The organism is Providencia alcalifaciens (assembly GCF_020271745.1).
Lineage (GTDB): Bacteria > Pseudomonadota > Gammaproteobacteria > Enterobacterales > Enterobacteriaceae > Providencia > Providencia alcalifaciens_B.
Genome location: NZ_CP084296.1, coordinates 2613716 through 2632870, shown reverse-complemented (window position 1 = coordinate 2632870; position 19155 = coordinate 2613716). Strand labels below are relative to the sequence as shown.

Below are 19155 nucleotides of genomic sequence, written 5' to 3'. Positions count from 1 at the left end.
TCACATTGCTATTACAATTCCCACACAAAAGGTTTGGAGACATTTAGCCCGAACAGTGAGAGGGATCACGATTTAAACATTTTATATAAATGTGCTTATCTTATTTGACAATGATTCAACATTTATCTTACATATATGCCTGACAGATTTATCTGAATACGTTACGGATGACCCAGAGTCGTGTAGTAATGTGAATGAGTATGCAAGTATAAACAAAAGTTATGAAAGTTGTTTCCCTTACCACAAATAATGATATTGTAGAGAAAACAACAAAAAAAGAACATAACGCCCTATACACTTGTAAACAACCTAACCACATTGTTATCGGTATTGATATTGGTTGCCGGATTTCAAGGTTTTATGTGATATCCCGCTGATTTTCTCAACACACCGATAGAACAATGCTCAAAGACACAGTATAACGCTGAGTTCTGGGTTGTTGAGTGTAGATTATCAAGCGCTAAGGAGACCGTAAATGGCTGATAACAAAGCTAAGATAATGACTGGAAGTAAAGGTGAATTCGAACTAGACATCCTAAGCCCGACCATTGGCCAAGATGTTATCGATGTACGAGCTTTAGGTTCTAAAGGGTTTTTCACATACGATCCCGGTTTTACTTCTACCGCATCCTGTGAGTCAAAAATTACCTATATCGATGGTGATAAAGGCGTTCTACTCCACCGTGGTTTCCCAATCGATCAACTCGCCACTCAAGCCTCATACCTTGAAGTCTGTTATATCCTGTTATACGGCGAAGCACCAACCCAAGAACAGTACAATACCTTTAAAAATACGGTGACTCGCCACACTATGATCCATGAGCAAATCACTCGCATGCTTAATGGTTTCCGTCGTGACTCTCATCCAATGGCTGTTCTGTGTGGGGTAACGGGTGCTCTAGCGGCGTTCTACCACGATGCACTAGACGTTAATAACCCTCGCCACCGTGAAATCACCGCTTACCGTCTGCTGTCTAAAATGCCGACCGTTGCAGCGATGTGTTACAAATACTCTATCGGACAACCTTTTGTTTATCCTCGTAATAATTTATCTTACGCGGGTAATTTCTTGCACATGATGTTCTCTACACCATGTGAAGAATATGTGGTTAACCCAGTACTTGAGCGCGCAATGGACAGAATTTTGATCCTGCACGCTGACCACGAACAAAACGCATCAACCTCAACAGTCCGTACCGCAGGTTCTTCCGGCGCTAACCCATTTGCGTGTATTGCGGCAGGTATCGCGTCTCTGTGGGGACCTGCTCATGGTGGGGCTAACGAAGCCTGCTTACGCATGCTTGAAGAAATTCAATCTGTTGAGCACATTCCCGCATTTATCGAACGTGCGAAAGATAAAAACGACTCTTTCCGCTTAATGGGCTTCGGTCACCGTGTTTATAAAAACCATGACCCACGCGCTACCGTTATGCGTGAAACTTGCCATGAAGTACTGAACGAGCTGGGTCTAAATGACAGCCTGCTCGAAGTGGCCATGGAATTAGAACGTATCGCACTGAACGACCCGTACTTCATTGAGAAGAAACTGTACCCTAACGTTGACTTCTACTCAGGTATCATCCTGAAAGCAATGGGTATTCCATCTTCAATGTTTACCGTTATCTTCGCGATTGCACGTACCATTGGCTGGATTGCACACTGGAACGAAATGCACGATGACGGTCTGAAAATTGCGCGTCCTCGCCAACTGTATACTGGCTACGATAAACGTGAATTCAACTCTGAGTTAGACAAGAAATAATTTAACTCACTCATAAGTAAAGCCTCGAACATTCGGGGCTTTTAAATTTCTAACATTCTATTTTTATTCTATTTTTTAGTCTTGATTCACTACTGTATTCCCGAGGTGTCATCCCACTCATTTTGCGAAAAAAGCTAATAAATGCGCTGTCGCTGGTCAAACCTAACTCTTGAGTAATAAATCCGTAGGTTTTCTCCTGCGCTAATAACTCTATCCCTTTGATAAACCGCCATTGTTGCCGCCACGCTTGGTAGCTCATTCCTGTCTCTTTTAGAAAGATCCGGGTAATGGTCTTCTCACTGGCACCAACCGTTTGAGCTAATTGGTTCAAAGGTGGAGGAAGCCGTTCTAGGTTAAGGGACTTAAAACGTCTGTCTTGAGGTAAAGAAAGCAGCGTGGGTTCCTCAGCTGCACACTGTAATTCATCAATAAAAACAGGAAGTAATCTTGCTAATCGCCCCTCTCGCCAGTCACTCTCAAAGGGGGCTACCGCGATACGTTCCAACAACTCTCGAAGCAAAGGAGAGGTACTTAAAATACACACTTGAGCCGATATTTGCTGAGCATATTCTTGGCTTAGGTAAACAGACCGATACCCTATCGAAGCGCGCATTTGTACTCGATGACCGACAAATGGCGGGATCCACGCGACCCTTCCCGGCGGTAATAACGAAATTTCATTCTGTAAACTAATACGAATGCAGCCTTGCTGTGTAAATAACAATTGCCCCATTTCATGGGTATGCGCCCCAGAATCATGTTGTCCCATTTGGGCTGCAATCCCCAGTACGGGAGCATCATACCAGTGAGTTTGAAACTCATCCGTCTGTAATAGCCACGCCATAAACGTCTCTTTTTTGATATTTATTGTCTTTATTATTGTAATAAGACAAACAAAAAGCCACTAAACTTTGCGCCATTCCACACACGTTGAAAATAAATAGGTAAATTAGTATGGAACGCGCACTTTCATTATCCTTAGCAATAGCGTTAATGATGTTTCCGCAAATTGTCGAAACCCTATATAGCCCAGCCTTAACTGATATTGCTGCTGCATTTCAGGTAAATGCCGAACAAGCCTCTCAAACGCTTTCGCTGTATTTCTTTGCTTTCGCTTTTGGTGTCATATTTTGGGGCAGAATGTGTGATGTGATTGGGCGTCGTCCCACCATTTTGCTAGGGTTATTTCTATATGCTATTGCCTCTGTAAGCGCACTTTTTGTCTCGCATTTCTATGGGTTACTACTATTACGTATGTTATCTGCGTTTGGTGCAGCAGTAGGCTCTATTGGCACACAAACTATGATGCGTGACAGTTTTCAAGGTCATACATTAGCCAAAGTTTTCTCGATGATGGGCATTGCCTTAGCGATAAGTCCCGCACTTGGCATGATTTTCGGCGCTAGCTTAGTTTGGCTAGGTAATTACCGAGCCGTTTTTATGGGTTTAGCGTTGTTAGCCGCCATACTTTTGTTATGGTCATGTTATAAGCTTCCTGAGACCAAACCACAGAACGTGATCAAAACCCCATTTTTAACCACGTTTTTGCATATGTTGAGGGATAAACAAATTTTACAAAATGTGATTCTTATCTCATTTTTCAACATTAATTTATTCAGTTATTACCAGCTTGGACCCTTTATTTTTGAACAATTAACGTTCAACCAACAACAATTTGGCCTGACTGGTATTTTACTAGCATTAGGTGTTGGATTTGGCTCGCTGATTAACCACGCATTATTGGCGAAAAAGTGGTCACTAGAGAGACTCGTCAAATTAGCAAGTGGGCTCTCTATTGTCAGTAGCGGTTTAGTTTATCTGCTACAAGGTGATATTGGGTTTGTGCTGCCAATAATGGGTATTGTGGTGGGATATGGGATCGCAATTCCGAATATTTTGGCGCACGCTCTGGATCATTATCAAGACAGAAAAGGCACTGCTGGGGCAATTTTAGGTTTGTTTTACTATTTAGGATTAGCGCTCGGATTAATGACCGCTGGCGAGGTTCAAAACCTAGGATTAGTGCTTATCACTTCAAGCCTAATTCTGCTCCTTACCGCATTAAAATACCGGGCTTGACCTATTTCTTTCATCAAGCACAACACGAATATTTTCTAGCACGAAATATTTTTAGTCTGAAATATTTTCTATTGCATAGTTATTTTCTAAGGATTTCGAGCCACAACTAGGCGGCAAAAGAGTGAAGCCCTAGGAGCATACATAAGTATGTGACTAGGGTTCACGAATGCAGCCAACAACGTTGTGGTTTGAAAGACAAAGAAAATATGTATTTTCTAAATAGTTCGCGTTGTAGCTAGGCGGCAAATGAGCTAATCCCTAGGAGCATACAAAAGTATGTGACTAGGGTTCACGAATGCAGCCAACAACGTTGTGGTTTGAAAGACAAAGAAAATATGTATTTTCTAAATAGTTCGCGTTGTAGCTAGGCGGAAAATGAGCTAATCCCTAGGAGCATACATAAGTATGTGACTAGGGTTCACGAATGCAGCCAACAACGTTGTGGTTTGAAAGACAAAGAAAATATGTATTTTCTAAATAGTTCGCGTTGTAGCTAGGCGGCAAATGAGCTAATCCCTAGGAGCATACATAAGTATGTGACTAGGGTTCACGAATGCAGCCAACAACGTTGTGGTTTGAAAGACAAAGAAAATATGTATTTTCTAAATAGTTCGCGTTGTAGCTAGGCGGCAAATGAGCTAATCCCTAGGAGCATACAAAAGTATGTGACTAGGGTTAGTGAGTGAAGCCAACAACGCTACAGCGCGAAATATGACGAAAATTTAAGCGGGGTTGTCTATATCGATGAATATAGCATCCACCTCATGATTATTATTCAACCACTCCGTCAACGCCTTAATCCCATAACGCTCTGTTGCGTGATGCCCTGCGCTGTAGAAATGGATCCCCATTTCTCTTGCGATATGAATGGTTTGTTCTGACACTTCCCCTGTCACAAAGGCATCTACACCAAATTCTGCCGCTTGCATAATAAAGCCCTGACCACCACCTGTGCACCATGCAATTTGACGAATTTCTTCTTTGGCGTTGTCGCCACAATGCAATACTTTACGCCCTAAGCGATTTTCTAAGCGTTGGGTTAATTCCGCAGGGGTAATGGGTTGGTCGAAAAAGCCAAATGGCATCAGTGGCTCAATGTTGCCATTGACTTGCACGCCCATAATGTGAGCCAGTTGCGCATTGTTGCCTAATACTGGGTGGGCATCTAATGGTAGATGATAACCGTACAGGTTAATGTCATTCGCCAGCAATGTTTTTAGGCGATTTCTTTTCATGCCTTTGATGACGGCAGGTTCATTTTTCCAAAAATAGCCATGATGCACAATCACCGCATCGGCATTGAGTCTGACCGCTTCGTCCAATAATGCTTGGCAAGCTGTCACACCTGTCACAATCTTTTTAACGTGAGGACGACCTTCTACTTGTAGACCATTTGGTGCATAGTCTTGGATTTCACTGACTTTCAGCTCGTCGTTAATCAGCTCTTCTAACTTAAAATTATGCATAATCGTATCCTTTACCTACTGAATTCCTACATATTCGTATTCAATTAGCATAAACGTAAATGATATTTTTTTCTGCTGTATTTATCGGCAAACTCACACAAGCTAAGAATTCAGTTAAATTTGAAAGAGAGAGAATTAAACTAAAAGGCTCCCCCCATTGAGAACCTTTTTTAGTTTACAGAATTGCGACTATTTTTAGTCTTTCTTAGATTTATTCGCAAAGAAAATATCAGATTGAATATCTTCAGTTCGAATAGTGAAAAGTTGGTTGGTTAAATCCTCAGTTAACTTCTCGGCGCTTGCCATCACATCCAGATTAAACTTGTTAAGCATTTTATTGGCCGCGGCTTTATCTGTTTTCGCCATTTTTAAGTAATTCACTTCCATGGCTTTTTGCTCTAACGCCGTTTTTGCTTCCCACTCTTGATAGGCTTTTTTAACAATAGGTGCAAGTTTAGGGTAGTCCGTCATCACTAATGTTTGTAACTTACGGTATTTCCAATAAATAGAATCGCTGTCTGCCTTGTCAGTCCCAACACCGTAATGTTTTGGATACGCTTCTAGCCCACTATAATAAGGAACAAACGCGGTCAAATCTGCCATTCCTAGTCCAACATATGTCACTTCACCAATTTCTTGCGGTAGCTCTGGACGTACTTGCATCACATGAGCTTCGTAGGTTCTAAACACGCTGATTGGTCGCCATGGCTCTTTTCCGTTTAAGCCGTTGGTATACGGGTCATGTTCCGTGCCTTCAAAGTGATTACGTAACATGGCTTTCGCGTCTTCTACAGAAACTTTTTTCTCTGGCGTTAAGAAAGGCGCAAAATTTCTACCATCTGCAATATCTTGTTTTAACGACGGATTAAACTGCTGCTGAATGATCCAAACTCGTGGATCGTTATAATCACGATCGCGCTCATCATCGCGCGTATAGGCTTTAGAAAAATTGAATGCGCCATCTTTAGCTGGGTTGTATAAACCCTTTTCTACTGCAAATTCAACAAGATTTTTAGAACCGAGCATATCGGGATTATTCGCCTCAAATGCTTGTAAACGCCCCTGATTACCGGTTGCAAAATATTTATCTTTTGCAATTTTTTGAGCCATCCATTGATGACCCGTTCCAGTTTCTAAATACCACAGTTCATTTTTATCGACGATAGCAACACCAAAGCCTTCACCAGCACCTTGAGTTTCAATAATATTACCTAAAAGCTCCACCGCTTCACGGGCTGTTTTTGCGCGGGAAAGAAGTACATCTGGAATATCATCTTCGGTAATTCCAGTTTCTTCAACATAAGGATCAAACGCTAATGCTTTAGGAGACGCAAATATAGATTCAGTACCACTGACTCCTACACCTAATTCATTAAATCCAGTTGCACCATGTAATTGTGTTTTCCAATTTGGCACAGTTGTATATCGTAATGAATTTTTTGGTAATGGGTAGGTGAAATTATTAGCACCATTATGTTCTTTTGTACTGTATATTCCGGATTGATTTTTCTTTGCGGGATGTATTACAAAATGCTGAGCCTTTAATGCACTGCTGTCAGCGCTTCTCGCGATAATTAACGAGCCATCATTCGTGGCTTCACTGCCTGCAAGTAGTGTAGTACAAGCCAACCCCGATGATATTAATGCGATATTAATTGACAATGCGATAACACATTTTTTAAATAGAATCATGATATTCCTCATTTGCTATTTATAATTAAATATCTTTTGAATTTTAATAAAATAAAATCTAATTTTATTGAAAATGGATATTAGCAATGAGGTAAAGATAATTACCGTGATTCACTTCTCAGTGTCAAATAAGTTAATTTATTTAAATTTCAAATTAAATAACATGAATTTAATTTAAATAACATTGAAGTATAGGAATTAATTATTATGATTTTTATATAAAAAAATCCCCACAATTAAATTATTGCAGGGATATCATTCTAGTGGGTTGAATCACTGATTAACGATGACTTTCCATCGCCACTTCAGAGCTTGCTAACCACACGGGTTTGTCGCTCGTTTTCGCCCAGACTTTATGCAAATAGCTATAAAATCGCGCTCTTTTTGGGTAAAAAACCATAACCGGAAACGCAATAATGCCAGCTGTTACAGCAGCAGTGCGGCGTAAAAGTACCTGATTACGGGAATATTCTTGATATGTGGACATCGATACCCTCCTTCAGTAGCCACTCAATTTTTGCCGATTCCAGTATTGCTCTTTACTCCCATCAACCTAAGTCACAAAAGAGGCACCAAAATCGAACACCAACGTTAATCTTCATTAACTGAACCTATAATAACGCAATCCGTGTAATTAAACTACTCATCTGACCACTTTAGATTAAAATAAATTCATTTTTTTGGCCAATTTTGTTGTTTTATTACGAAATGTAGCAATACATTGTATAAAACAAACAAATAAATCACATTCCATTAACAAACTCCGCTTAGAGAATCCCTTTATCATCACAAAGCAATTTTAATTGGGCATTTTTATACTATTTTTACACCCCGCCTTGTTTTTTTATCAGCTTCTTTACAAGCAAATGCCTAACCTAGCGCTATGGAAATAATAAGGAGATAACAATGTCGCTACTTTCCATTTCTGGGGCAGTTCTTGTTGTTGTACTGCTGGTTTATCTGATTTATGCCCTGCTCAACGCGGAGAATTTCTGATATGGCCGCCAATGCGTTTTTATTGATCGCCAGTTTTTTACTGGCTCTTATGCTGTTAGCAAAACCACTCGGCAATTTTATTGCATATCTTATCGATGGCGATATGCCACGTACGATTGCCAAAAGTGAATCGGTATTCTGGCGATTAAGCGGAATCAAACAAGTGGGGCGCGATCTCCCTGAAATGAATTACTGGCAATATACCATCGCCATTTTACTATTTAACCTGCTAGGTTTTGGCTTACTTTTCGTTATTTTAATGTGCCAAGGCTCCTTACCTCTCAACCCTCAGCATTATCCGGGAATGAGCTGGGACTTGGCTTTCAACACAGCAATTAGCTTTGTTTCCAATACCAACTGGCAATCTTATAGCGGGGAAAATACTCTAAGTTATCTGAGCCAAATGGTCGGGTTAACCGTACAAAACTTCCTTTCAGCAGCCACAGGGATCGCCGTCGTGTTTGCACTTATTCGTGCATTTTCACGCCACGGTAGCAAAACTATTGGTAATGCTTGGGTCGATTTAGCGCGTATCACGCTGTATCTCCTGCTGCCATTTGCCATTATTTTTGCTTTATTCTTTGTCAGTCAAGGGGTTATTCAAAACTTCTCCCCTTATATTTTGAGTCATAACCTTGATAGTGCGCCGCAACTGTTACCAATGGGTCCGGTTGCATCTCAAGAAGCCATCAAATTATTGGGGACCAATGGTGGCGGATTCTTTGGGGCTAACTCATCCCATCCATTTGAAAACCCAACGGCATTAAGCAACTTTGTTCAAATGCTGGCAATCTTCCTTATTCCAACAGCACTTTGCTTTGCTTTTGGTCGTACCGTCAGTGATAACAAACAAGGTCACGCCCTATTATGGGCAATGGCGATTATTTTCGTGATTGCCGCCGCCGTTGTGATCCATGAAGAATATGTCGGCAACCCATTCTTAGGGGATCTACACGCTAGCAGCAGCGCTAACCTTGAAGGGAAAGAAAATCGCTTTGGCATATTAGGATCTGCGTTATACGCCGTCGTCACCACCGCTGCATCTTGCGGTGCTGTGAATTCAATGCACGATTCTTACACCGCATTAGGTGGCATGGTTCCTATGTGGCTGATGCAAATTGGTGAAGTTGTCTTTGGCGGCGTCGGTTCAGGTTTATACGGCATGTTGCTGTTTGTTTTACTTGCTGTGTTCTTAGCTGGATTGATGATTGGCCGTACTCCTGAATACCTCGGTAAAAAAATCGAAGTGCGTGAAATGAAAATGGTGGCACTGGCAATCCTTGTTACGCCAACTTTAGTGCTACTCGGCACCACTATTTCACTGATGACCGAAGCAGGACGCGCCGGCATTCTTAACCCTGGCGCTCACGGATTTAGCGAAGTGTTATACGCTTTCTCATCCGCAGCCAATAACAACGGTAGTGCATTTGCAGGGTTAAGCGCGAACACGCCGTATTACAACGTGATGCTGGCGTTAGCCATGTTCCTTGGTCGTTTCGGTGTAATTTTCCCTGTATTAGCGATAGCAGGCTCTATGGCAGTGAAAAAACCACAAGCCGCCAGCCTTGCAACATTACCGACACACGGCCCACTGTTTATCGGTTTATTAATCATGACTGTTCTTCTCATTGGTGCGCTGACTTTTGTCCCTGCGCTTGCATTAGGGCCAATCGCGGAACATCTGCAAATTTGGTTAGCGGCATAATGAGGGTGAAAAAATGAAAAATCAAAAAACACAATTATTTGATAGCAAACTGGTTCGCCAATCGACAATTGATGCCATTAAAAAACTGACACCACAAGCACAATGGCATAACCCAGTTATGTTCGTGGTTTATATCGGCAGTATTATTACAACGTTATTATGGATAGCGATGGTCGCTGGCTATAGTGAAGGCAACGCTTGGTTTAGTGGCATGGTCACTTTATGGTTATGGTTTACGGTGCTATTTGCCAACTTTGCAGAAGCTTTAGCGGAAGGTCGTAGTAAGGCGCAAGCTCAGAGTTTAAAAGGCGTCAAACAGCAAAGCCGAGCAACCAAACTGGCGACCGCCTCTCTCGATGCGCCACAAGAAATGGTCAGTTCAGACCAACTACGCAAAGGCGATATCGTCCTGATCCGCGCAGGGGAAACCATCCCTTGTGATGGCGAAGTGATTGAAGGTGGCGCCTCCGTAGATGAAAGTGCGATCACGGGTGAATCAGCCCCCGTGATCCGTGAATCCGGTGGAGACTTTTCATCAGTTACGGGAGGAACTCGCGTACTTTCTGACTGGCTGATCGTCGAATGTACGGTTAACCCGGGCGAAACATTCTTAGACCGCATGATCTCCATGGTGGAAGGCGCACAACGCCGTAAAACACCCAATGAAATCGCGCTCACTATCTTATTAACCGCACTGACCATTATCTTTGTTTTAGTCTGTGCAACGTTATATCCATTCACCTTGTTTGCTACGGAATACGCAGGTGCAGGTGGCGCCGTGTCTATCATTGTATTGATTGCGCTGCTTATCTGTCTTATTCCTACCACCATTGGCGGACTACTCTCTTCCATTGGGGTTGCCGGCATGAGCCGTATGCTGGGTGCCAACGTGATTGCCACCAGCGGACGCGCCGTGGAAGCAGCGGGAGACGTTGACGTCCTGTTACTGGACAAAACGGGCACCATCACCCTCGGAAACCGCCAAGCCTCTGAGTTTTTACCCTTGAATGGCGTCACCGAGCAGCAATTGGCAGATGCGGCTCAGCTCTCCTCTCTGGCGGATGAAACCCCTGAGGGACGCAGTATTGTGGTGCTTGCAAAACAGAAATTCAATTTACGCGAGCGCGATATTCATGCCATGAACGCCACCTTTGTTCCCTTCTCTGCGATGACGCGCATGAGCGGTGTGAACGTTGGCGAACGCATGATCCGCAAAGGTTCTGCGGATGCTATTCGCCGTTATGTCGAAGCCAACCACGGCAAATTCCCTGTCGAAGCCGACAAATTGGTTGAACAAGTGGCACAGACAGGGGGAACACCGTTAGTGGTGGTGGATAGCCAAACGGTGCTCGGCGTGGTGGCACTCAAAGACATCGTCAAAGGTGGCATGAAAGAGCGTTTTACACAAATGCGCGCCATGGGCATCAAAACCGTGATGATCACGGGAGATAACCACCTAACCGCCGCGGCAATCGCGGCAGAAGCAGGGGTGGATGATTTCCTTGCTGAAGCCACCCCAGAAGCAAAACTTGCGTTAATCCGCCAATATCAATCGGAAGGTCGCTTAGTGGCCATGACCGGAGACGGCACCAACGATGCCCCCGCATTAGCACAAGCGGATGTGGCGGTTGCCATGAACTCGGGCACGCAAGCTGCTAAAGAAGCCGGTAACATGGTGGATTTAGATTCCAACCCTACCAAGCTAATTGAAGTGGTGCATATTGGTAAACAGATGCTGATGACTCGCGGATCATTGACCACATTCAGTATTGCCAACGATATCGCCAAATACTTTGCCATTATCCCGGCCTGTTTTGCGGTCACATGGCCACAACTCAATGCCTTGAATATTATGCATTTGCACTCACCTGCTTCGGCATTGCTGTCGGCGGTTATTTTTAATGCCTTGATTATCGTGTTCTTAATTCCACTGGCATTAAAAGGGGTGAATTATCGCCCAATGAGTTCTCAATCACTTTTACAGCGTAACTTGGGCCTGTATGGGTTAGGCGGCTTGATTGTCCCATTTGTGGGGATCAAGCTTATCGATATGTTTATCAGCTTATTTGGTATTTAAGGAGCCTATTATGCACATGTTTCGCTCATCATTGATGATTTTAGTTCTGTTAACACTGGTGACAGGGATTGCTTATCCGCTACTCGTGACGGGACTTGCTAATGTTATTTTTCCAACTCAATCCATGGGTTCACTGATCCTACAAGATAATCGCATTATCGGTTCATCGTTGATTGGGCAGTCTTACCAAAATGACAATTACTTTTATGGTCGCCCGTCAGTGACAGCAGAAATGCCCTATAACGCACTGGCTTCAGGTGGCAGTAACCTTGCTATCAGTAATCCACTGTTAACCAAAGAATTGACTGAGCGCTCAGCGGCATTGAAACAATATGAACCCGATGGCGGTGATACCTTGCCTGTGGATTTACTGACCGCCTCCTCCAGTGGGTTAGATCCCCATATTTCAGTAGCCGCGGCACTGTATCAAGCTCCAAGAATTGCAAAAAACAGACAGCTACCTTTGGACAAGGTAAAATCCCTGATTGCTGATAATACCCAAACTCCCCTATTTCGATTTCTAGGTGAGCCCGTCGTCAATGTGTTAGAACTCAACATTGCCCTTGACCAGTATCCATGGGAAGCCAATAGTCAAAGTCATTGAGGTTAGTTATGAATAATCAGGAGCCTATCCGCCCAAACCCAGATGACCTGTTGGTAAAGGCAAACGAAAGTGGGCGTGGCAAGCTTAAGATTTTTTTCGGTGCTTGCGCCGGTGTTGGGAAAACTTACGCCATGTTGCAAGAAGCACAACGTCTTCGAGCACAAGGGTTAGACGTGCTGATTGGCGTGGTAGAAACTCATGAACGAGAAGAAACCGCCGCGTTGCTGGATGGGCTCCCACAACTTCCGCCATTAAAAATCAGCCATCGAGGGCGTCGTCTGCACGCCTTCGATATTGATGCAGCATTGGCAAGACATCCCGCCATTATCTTAATGGATGAACTTGCCTTCAGTAATCCAAATGGCAGTCGCCACCCTAAACGCTGGCAAGATGTCGAAGAATTACTGGATGCGGGCATTGATGTTCTCACCACGGTTAATGTTCAACATATTGAAAGCTTAAATGATATTGTCGGCAGCATTACCGGTATCCGCGTGCGTGAAACGGTGCCTGACCATATTTTTGATGCCGCCAATGAAGTGGTTTTAGTGGATTTACCCCCAGATGACCTGCGCCAACGATTAAAAGAAGGCAAAGTGTATATTCCGGGACAGGCTGAACGAGCTATCGAGCATTTCTTCCGTAAAGGTAACTTAATTGCTTTACGGGAATTAGCCTTACGCCGCACCGCAGACCGTGTTGATGACCAAATGCGTGAATTTCGCGATGGTAAAGGTGAAACCCCCGTTTGGCATACCCGAGATGGGTTGCTCCTGTGTATCGGGCATAATACGGGCAATGAAAAGCTGGTACGAGCCGCCGCTCGCCTTGCCGCTAAGTTTGGCAGTGTTTGGCATGCGGTGTATGTGGAAACCCCAACCTTACACCAACTTCCTGAAAATCAGCGCCGCGCCATTTTAAAAGCCTTGAGGCTAGCTCAAGATTTAGGCGCAGAAACCACTACGCTTTCTGATCCTAATGAAGAAAAAGCCATTTTACGTTACGCACGGGAACATAACCTCGGTAAAATTTTGATCGGCCGACGCGATAAGCATCGCAAATGGTATAAATTCAATTTACGCCAAGGTTTTGCCGATAGGCTCGGTAAACTCGGCCCTGATTTAGATTTGATCATTGTCGCCCTTGAAGAAAAAAGCGATTGGGATAAAGAACCTGAAAGAAAGCCGTTTACCGAAAAGTGGCGCTCTGATGTCAATGGCTATTTAATGGCGATCGCCATGTGTGCGGCAATCACTCTATTCTCTCGAACCTTTTTATTGGCGCTGGATAAAGCCAACTTAGTTACCCTCTACTTATTGGGCGTAGTATTAGTCGCGTTATTTTACGGTCGCCGCCCTTCAGTTTTCGCCGCGTTAATCAACGTGATCAGTTTCGATTTATTTTTCGTTCAGCCCCATTTTTCGTTAGCGATTATGGATATGCAGTACCTGGTTACCTTTACGGTGATGCTGATTGTGGGGGTAGTTGTCGGTAATCTCACCGCGGGCATGCGCTATCAGGCAAGAATTGCGCGATATCGAGAACAACGCACACGCCATTTATATGAAATGACCAAAGAGCTAGGTCAAGCCCTCAATACCGAAGATATCGGTAAAACAGGCTACCACTTTTTAAACAACGCCTTTCAGGCAAAAACCTGTTTGCTGCTCCCCGATGAAAACAACCAACTAACACCATTGCAGTGCGAAGGTTATAGCCCATTGCAAATCGACAAAGCTATCGCTAAGTGGAGCTTCGATAAGCGCCAGCCTGCAGGTGCCGGAACGGATACACTTCCCAGCGTGCCATACCAATTACAGCCCATCACGACGGCGGATGAAACCCTTGCCGTGCTTGCCATTGAGCCGCGTAATATTCGCCAGTTATTGATCCCCGAGCAGCAACGTATGCTGCAAACCTTTACGGGTTTAATCGCCAGTAGCCTTTCCCGCTTACAACTGACCAAACAAGCAGAGAGAGCTAAATTGGATATTGAACGGGAGCAATTACGAAATTCACTGCTGGCAGCCTTATCCCATGACCTCAAAACGCCACTGACAGTTTTATTTGGTCAAAGTGAAATCTTGATGCTGGAGCTATCTGCCGAAAACTCACCACTCACCGCACAAGTCAGCCAGATGCGCCAACAAGTGTTAAGCACCTCGAGATTAGTGAATAATTTACTGGATATGGCTCGCTTACAATCTGGGGGGATCCACCCAAATTTGGAATGGGAATCTCTGCAAGAAATTACGAGCAGTGCCGTTCGCATCTTGGACTACACTTTAGATAGTCACCCACTTGATATTGATATTCCAGCCGATTTACTCTTGTATTGCGACGGTAACTTAATTGAACGCGTCATCATTAACTTGCTCGAAAATGCCATAAAATACAGTGATAGCGATACTCCGATTGGTATTCGTGCGTCTATCGAATCACAAAAAGCCCATATCGAAGTGTGGGATGCCAGCAATGCAATTCCCGATGGGCAAGAAAAAACCATTTTCGATAAATTTTCCCGCGCACAAAAAGAATCGGCCATTCCGGGAGTTGGCTTAGGTTTAGCTATTTGTCGTGCTATTATCCATCTCCATGAAGGGGAAATTTGGGCACAAAATAATGAAAAAGGTGGCGCCAGCTTCCATTTTATTTTGCCATTAAAGCCGTTACCCGAGATTGAAAACGAAAGCGAAAACGAAATTTAGGAGCATCTAGCAGACTGTGAGTTCCCATCAAATCCTGATCATTGAAGATGAAAAAGAGATCCGCCGCTTTGTTCGATTAGCGTTGGAGGGTGAAGGCTGGAAAATTTTTGAAGCTGAAAATTACCAGCGAGGGCTCATAGAAGCAGGCACTCGTCAGCCTGATTTAGTGATTTTAGATCTCGGATTACCTGATGGTGATGGATTGGATTTGATCCGTGATTTGCGCCAATGGAGCAGTATTCCGTTGATCGTACTGTCTGCTCGCGAAGAAGAGTCCCAAAAAGTGGCGGCTCTCGATGCGGGTGCCGATGATTATTTGACGAAACCTTTTGGTATTAGCGAGTTGCTCGCCCGTGTCCGAGTCGCTTTACGTCGCTTTGGTAAAGCGGGTCAAGAAAGCCCTACTTTTCAATTTGGCGATGTCACCGTGGATTTTATCAACCGTATCGTCACTAAAGGCAACGAAGAGCTGCACCTCACCCCCATTGAGTTTCGGTTACTTAGCGAACTCGTCGCCAATAGCGGAAAAGTGCTCACTCAGCGCCATTTGTTGCTGCAAGTCTGGGGGCCGAGTTACGTCGAACATAATCATTATCTACGCATTTATATGGGGCATTTACGCCAGAAGTTGGAAAATGACCCTGCTCGCCCCGCACATCTTTTAACTGAAACGGGAATTGGCTACCGTTTTATGCCTTAATTGATACCTTAAAACCTAAGTTTGTCTTAAAGCGTGATTCTCAGACTATTACTGATAGTTTATTCATCTCGGCTGCCTATAATCTCTCCAATCTTAACTTATTGGAGCGTTTCCTGTGCAATCGTTACTGACTCAAGCTTCTCGCCGTTTTGCTTCCATCTTAGTGATTTTTTTAACTATTTTCGTCACCACCAAAGCCCTTGCGCTAAGCCCAGAAGAGAAAACGCGGACTGAAGCGTTGTTAACGGAGTTGGGCAAACAGCAGAATTTAACCTTCACGCGTAATGGTTCTGGTCATTCTGCACCAGAAGCTGAATCCCATTTGCGTTTAAAGCTGGGTAAAACCGAAAAGCGTTTGCAGACGACAGAACAGTTTATTGACAAGGTGGCATCCAAATCCTCTATCACCGGAGAAGAGTATCAAGTCACCGATGCTCAAGGTAAAGTCACCAGCGCCAATCAATATCTGCATGATTTACTGAAAAATAACGTTGATAAACAAGCCAAATAACCTGTTTTATCCCCCCGATTAATAAAGCGCCCCCGAAAGCTAGCGGGCGCTTCACTTGTCAGTTTTTTTCATGACCCGCCTTACACCTCTAATAATGAAAGCGCCCTTTTCACGATCGAGAAACCCCATTTCCCTGACCCAATATATCCGCCAATCAGAATTATAAGCCAAATATTATAACCCTATGCAGACCAAAGCATTAGACGCGCTGATGAAAATGAGTTGATAGTTGCCTCATGGAGCAAAGAGCAATTTGATTGAAATGCTGACTTTCTAAAACATAAAAAACTGATTAATTGCTATATGTTATTCTTAATGATTATTATTATCATATATTATTCAAATGATTATTATTATCATATATAATATGAAAATTAAGTTTGGAAAACAATAGAGCCTCAATGCATAAATTCGTATATCTATATGTTTTAAATCTAAAAATTTTACATTTTCACATTGAGAGCACATTGGTTTAATTCAGATATATTTATGCCAGAAATATCGAAGAATACATCGGTGTAAGTATGAACGGTAAAAAGAAATTCACTTTTATACCCTCCTGACCAAATCAAAAAAATATCCATCGTGTGAAAACTTGTACTGCGAGGTTTCCGCTCTGTCTTAAATTTCACGTTGAAAATAGGGATGAACAGGTATTGCTATGTTAAATAAAAATAAGCTATCAGCGCTATCACTGTTAATAGTTTCGCCATTCGCGGCTTCAGCAACTGATGTTCTGGTTGTGACTACACCAAGCTCAAGTGATTCATATACTGCAACAACAACTTCTTCTGCAACGAAGAATGAAACTCAGATAATGAAAATACCACAGACGGTGAATGTGGTGACCAAAACCCAAATAGAAAACAGAGCGGCAGAAACCGTTGTGGATGCACTGAGGTATACACCAGGTGTGGTTACCGAATACCGTGGTGATTCAAATCGTAATGATGAGGTATTCAGTCGCGGTTTTGATTATGCGAACAAAATTCTAGATGGCATTCCTTTTGGCGGAAATGCGTCCTCGTCAATGGGCACAACCGAGCCTTGGTTTCTGGATAGAATTGAGATGATTAAAGGACCGGCATCTGTGCAATATGGACAAATAAGCCCAGGTGGGGTTATTGCCATGACAAGCAAAAAACCAACCGCGCAGAGCATCAATAAAATTCAGTTACGAGTCGGTAATCGAAATAAAACAGAAGGATTTTTTGATCTGGGTGGCAAGCTAACGGATGATGGAAATATCCTCTACCGTTTAAATGGCTTAGCAAAAAAGAAAGATACTCAGGTACGAGACTATGAAGAAGAAAAATATGCCATCGCTCCTGCCATATCATTCCTAAATGAAGACACAACTTTCACTCTTCTGGCTTACTTACAAAACTCACCGAAAAATGGTTATCGAAACTTTCTTCCTAAAGTTGGCACGCTTGAATCAACTCCTGAAGGAAAAATTCCGCAAGACTTCAACATAAGCAATCCTGACTATAATATTTCCAAACAAAAACAACATAGTATCGGGTATGAATTTGAACACAATTTTAGTGATAAAATTTCACTGGTCCAAAAGGCACGCTACGCAGAGATTGATGAAAAATATAATTACTTAGTATTTAACACCTTAGCAAGTGAAGCTAAAAACTATCCTTATGTACTAAAACGAATGGCTCAGCGCGAAAAAACGAAACTCAATACATTTGGCGTTGATACCCATTTAAATTTCGACATTAATAATGGGGGGCTTTATCAAACACTATTAGTCGGCGTCGATTACAAATGGACTAAAGAGGATAAACAGTTTTGGCGTGACAGAAGCGGCAATTATGATATTGATTGGCGTAACCCCCAATACCAGAAAATTGATGAATCCAAGCAGACACTATTCACCGACCAGCTGCAAAAAAGCGATCAAATCGGTATTTATATTCAAGATCAAATTGAATGGAATAACTGGAACTTATTAGCTAGTACCCGATATGACTGGATTGAAGTCAAAACGATAGACAGAACGATCAGTGACAGCTCACAACAAAATGATGGCAAATTAACAGGCTTAGTTGGATTGTTATACTCATTTGATAACGGTATTTCCCCTTATATTAGCTACAGCACCTCTTTTGAGCCAAATCTTGCAACTAACAGAAAGCCAGAAAGTAAGCCGTTTGATCCTAAAACAGCAAAACAAACAGAAGTTGGTATCAAGTACCTTACTCCTGACCAAAAAACGCTGGCGACCTTATCTCTCTATCATATCGAGCAAAAAAATATTCCTAAATACGACTCTGAATTAGGTTATATGACGCTAATCGGCAAGGGTGAAAGTAAAGGTGTGGAAGCCCAGATAAACAGTAAGCTTACCGACAAATTTGCCGTTACCGCAGCATATTCATATACCAAAACCAAAGTACTTGAAACGTCAAACAGTGCTGAAAAAGGAAAAGAATTTCCTCGAATCCCTAAAAATATGGCCTCCGTCTGGGGACAATATGAAGAAAACTCAGGGATGCTGAATGGACTGAAAGCAGGAGCGGGAGTGCGCTATATAGGTTCCAGCAAAGCAGGGGCGGATAATAGTTTTTCTGTGCCTGGGGTAACTCTTTACGATGCGATGATTGGCTATGAACTTGCCAATATTTCGCCATCTTTGAAAGGCGCAACGATACAGTTAAACGTGAATAACTTAATGGATAAACATTATGTTTCATCCTGTGGTATGAGTGATGCCTGCTTTTATGGCATAGGTCGTACTGGCACTGTCACGTTTGATTACGCTTGGTAAAACAAAGAGTAAGAACAAAGAGTAAGAACAAAGACTATATCAAATTGAGATGCAGTCTTTGTTATCTCATTAA

At 43.0% G+C, this 19155-nt stretch carries 14 protein-coding genes; 10 read left to right on the top strand and 4 right to left on the bottom strand.

The window, feature by feature from the left end:
• Window positions 1-475 precede the first annotated feature (475 nt).
• The gene (locus LDO51_RS12095) at window positions 476-1762 is read left to right on the top strand and encodes a citrate synthase (RefSeq protein WP_225574761.1); all 1287 of its coding nucleotides are present in this window, start codon (window positions 476-478) and stop codon (window positions 1760-1762) included.
• 49 nt (window positions 1763-1811) lie between these two features.
• On the opposite strand, the gene LDO51_RS12090 is transcribed toward LDO51_RS12095, so the two are convergent.
• Complete coding sequence (locus tag LDO51_RS12090) at window positions 1812-2606, bottom strand: AraC family transcriptional regulator (protein ID WP_225574760.1); 795 nt, start codon at window positions 2604-2606, stop codon at window positions 1812-1814.
• Window positions 2607-2716: 110 nt separating this feature from the next.
• Between LDO51_RS12090 and LDO51_RS12085 the strand changes: the two genes are divergently transcribed.
• Window positions 2717-3841 carry a multidrug effflux MFS transporter gene (locus LDO51_RS12085; RefSeq protein WP_225574759.1) on the top strand — a complete coding sequence of 375 codons (1125 nt, stop codon included), beginning with the start codon at window positions 2717-2719 and terminating at the stop codon, window positions 3839-3841.
• A gap of 722 nt (window positions 3842-4563) precedes the next feature.
• On the opposite strand, the gene LDO51_RS12080 is transcribed toward LDO51_RS12085, so the two are convergent.
• The 3 genes from LDO51_RS12080 to LDO51_RS12070 form a co-directional block, all read right to left on the bottom strand.
• Window positions 4564-5307: a type 2 GTP cyclohydrolase I gene (locus tag LDO51_RS12080; RefSeq protein ID WP_225574758.1), complete on the bottom strand. Its 744-nt coding sequence runs from the start codon at window positions 5305-5307 to the stop codon at window positions 4564-4566.
• Between the two features lie 195 nt (window positions 5308-5502).
• The gene (locus LDO51_RS12075) at window positions 5503-6999 is read right to left on the bottom strand and encodes a C69 family dipeptidase (RefSeq protein WP_225574757.1); all 1497 of its coding nucleotides are present in this window, start codon (window positions 6997-6999) and stop codon (window positions 5503-5505) included.
• Window positions 7000-7279: 280 nt separating this feature from the next.
• Window positions 7280-7486 carry a YbfA family protein gene (locus LDO51_RS12070; protein WP_225574756.1) on the bottom strand — a complete coding sequence of 69 codons (207 nt, stop codon included), beginning with the start codon at window positions 7484-7486 and terminating at the stop codon, window positions 7280-7282.
• Between the two features lie 419 nt (window positions 7487-7905).
• On the opposite strand from LDO51_RS12070, the gene kdpF reads away from it, so the two are divergent.
• From kdpF to LDO51_RS12030, 8 genes are all read left to right on the top strand, one after another.
• Window positions 7906-7995, top strand: coding sequence for a K(+)-transporting ATPase subunit F (gene kdpF, locus LDO51_RS19735; protein WP_071524944.1), 90 nt, complete (start codon window positions 7906-7908; stop codon window positions 7993-7995).
• Window position 7996: 1 nt separating this feature from the next.
• Window positions 7997-9700: a potassium-transporting ATPase subunit KdpA gene (kdpA, locus tag LDO51_RS12060; protein ID WP_225574755.1), complete on the top strand. Its 1704-nt coding sequence runs from the start codon at window positions 7997-7999 to the stop codon at window positions 9698-9700.
• Between the two features lie 13 nt (window positions 9701-9713).
• Window positions 9714-11777: a potassium-transporting ATPase subunit KdpB gene (kdpB, locus tag LDO51_RS12055; RefSeq protein WP_225574754.1), complete on the top strand. Its 2064-nt coding sequence runs from the start codon at window positions 9714-9716 to the stop codon at window positions 11775-11777.
• 10 nt (window positions 11778-11787) lie between these two features.
• Window positions 11788-12381, top strand: coding sequence for a potassium-transporting ATPase subunit KdpC (kdpC, locus tag LDO51_RS12050; protein WP_225574753.1), 594 nt, complete (start codon window positions 11788-11790; stop codon window positions 12379-12381).
• A gap of 8 nt (window positions 12382-12389) precedes the next feature.
• A complete protein-coding gene (gene kdpD / locus LDO51_RS12045) occupies window positions 12390-15089 on the top strand; it encodes a two-component system sensor histidine kinase KdpD (protein WP_225574752.1) in 2700 nt (899 codons plus the stop codon).
• A gap of 16 nt (window positions 15090-15105) precedes the next feature.
• Window positions 15106-15789 (top strand): two-component system response regulator KdpE, encoded by a 684-nt coding sequence (gene kdpE / locus LDO51_RS12040; RefSeq protein WP_225574751.1) that lies wholly within the window; start codon window positions 15106-15108, stop codon window positions 15787-15789.
• A gap of 115 nt (window positions 15790-15904) precedes the next feature.
• Window positions 15905-16300 carry a DUF5329 family protein gene (locus LDO51_RS12035; RefSeq protein ID WP_225574750.1) on the top strand — a complete coding sequence of 132 codons (396 nt, stop codon included), beginning with the start codon at window positions 15905-15907 and terminating at the stop codon, window positions 16298-16300.
• A 661-nt stretch (window positions 16301-16961) separates the two neighbouring features.
• Window positions 16962-19082, top strand: a complete 2121-nt coding sequence (locus tag LDO51_RS12030) for a TonB-dependent siderophore receptor (protein WP_225574749.1) — start codon at window positions 16962-16964, stop codon at window positions 19080-19082.
• The last annotated feature ends 73 nt before the right edge of the window (window positions 19083-19155 follow it).

Excerpts from the sequence above, each read along its gene's own strand:
- kdpC (WP_225574753.1), top strand. The coding sequence starts at position 11,788 with ATGCACATGTTTCGCTCATCATTGATGATTTTAGTTCTGTTAACACTG.
- LDO51_RS12030 (WP_225574749.1), top strand. The coding sequence starts at position 16,962 with ATGTTAAATAAAAATAAGCTATCAGCGCTATCACTGTTAATAGTTTCG.
- LDO51_RS12095 (WP_225574761.1), top strand. The coding sequence starts at position 476 with ATGGCTGATAACAAAGCTAAGATAATGACTGGAAGTAAAGGTGAATTC.
- LDO51_RS12080 (WP_225574758.1), bottom strand. The coding sequence starts at position 5,307 with ATGCATAATTTTAAGTTAGAAGAGCTGATTAACGACGAGCTGAAAGTC.
- kdpD (WP_225574752.1), top strand. The coding sequence starts at position 12,390 with ATGAATAATCAGGAGCCTATCCGCCCAAACCCAGATGACCTGTTGGTA.
- LDO51_RS12090 (WP_225574760.1), bottom strand. The coding sequence starts at position 2,606 with ATGGCGTGGCTATTACAGACGGATGAGTTTCAAACTCACTGGTATGAT.
- kdpF (WP_071524944.1), top strand. The coding sequence starts at position 7,906 with ATGTCGCTACTTTCCATTTCTGGGGCAGTTCTTGTTGTTGTACTGCTG.
- LDO51_RS12070 (WP_225574756.1), bottom strand. The coding sequence starts at position 7,486 with ATGTCCACATATCAAGAATATTCCCGTAATCAGGTACTTTTACGCCGC.
- LDO51_RS12075 (WP_225574757.1), bottom strand. The coding sequence starts at position 6,999 with ATGATTCTATTTAAAAAATGTGTTATCGCATTGTCAATTAATATCGCA.
- kdpA (WP_225574755.1), top strand. The coding sequence starts at position 7,997 with ATGGCCGCCAATGCGTTTTTATTGATCGCCAGTTTTTTACTGGCTCTT.
- kdpB (WP_225574754.1), top strand. The coding sequence starts at position 9,714 with ATGAAAAATCAAAAAACACAATTATTTGATAGCAAACTGGTTCGCCAA.
- LDO51_RS12085 (WP_225574759.1), top strand. The coding sequence starts at position 2,717 with ATGGAACGCGCACTTTCATTATCCTTAGCAATAGCGTTAATGATGTTT.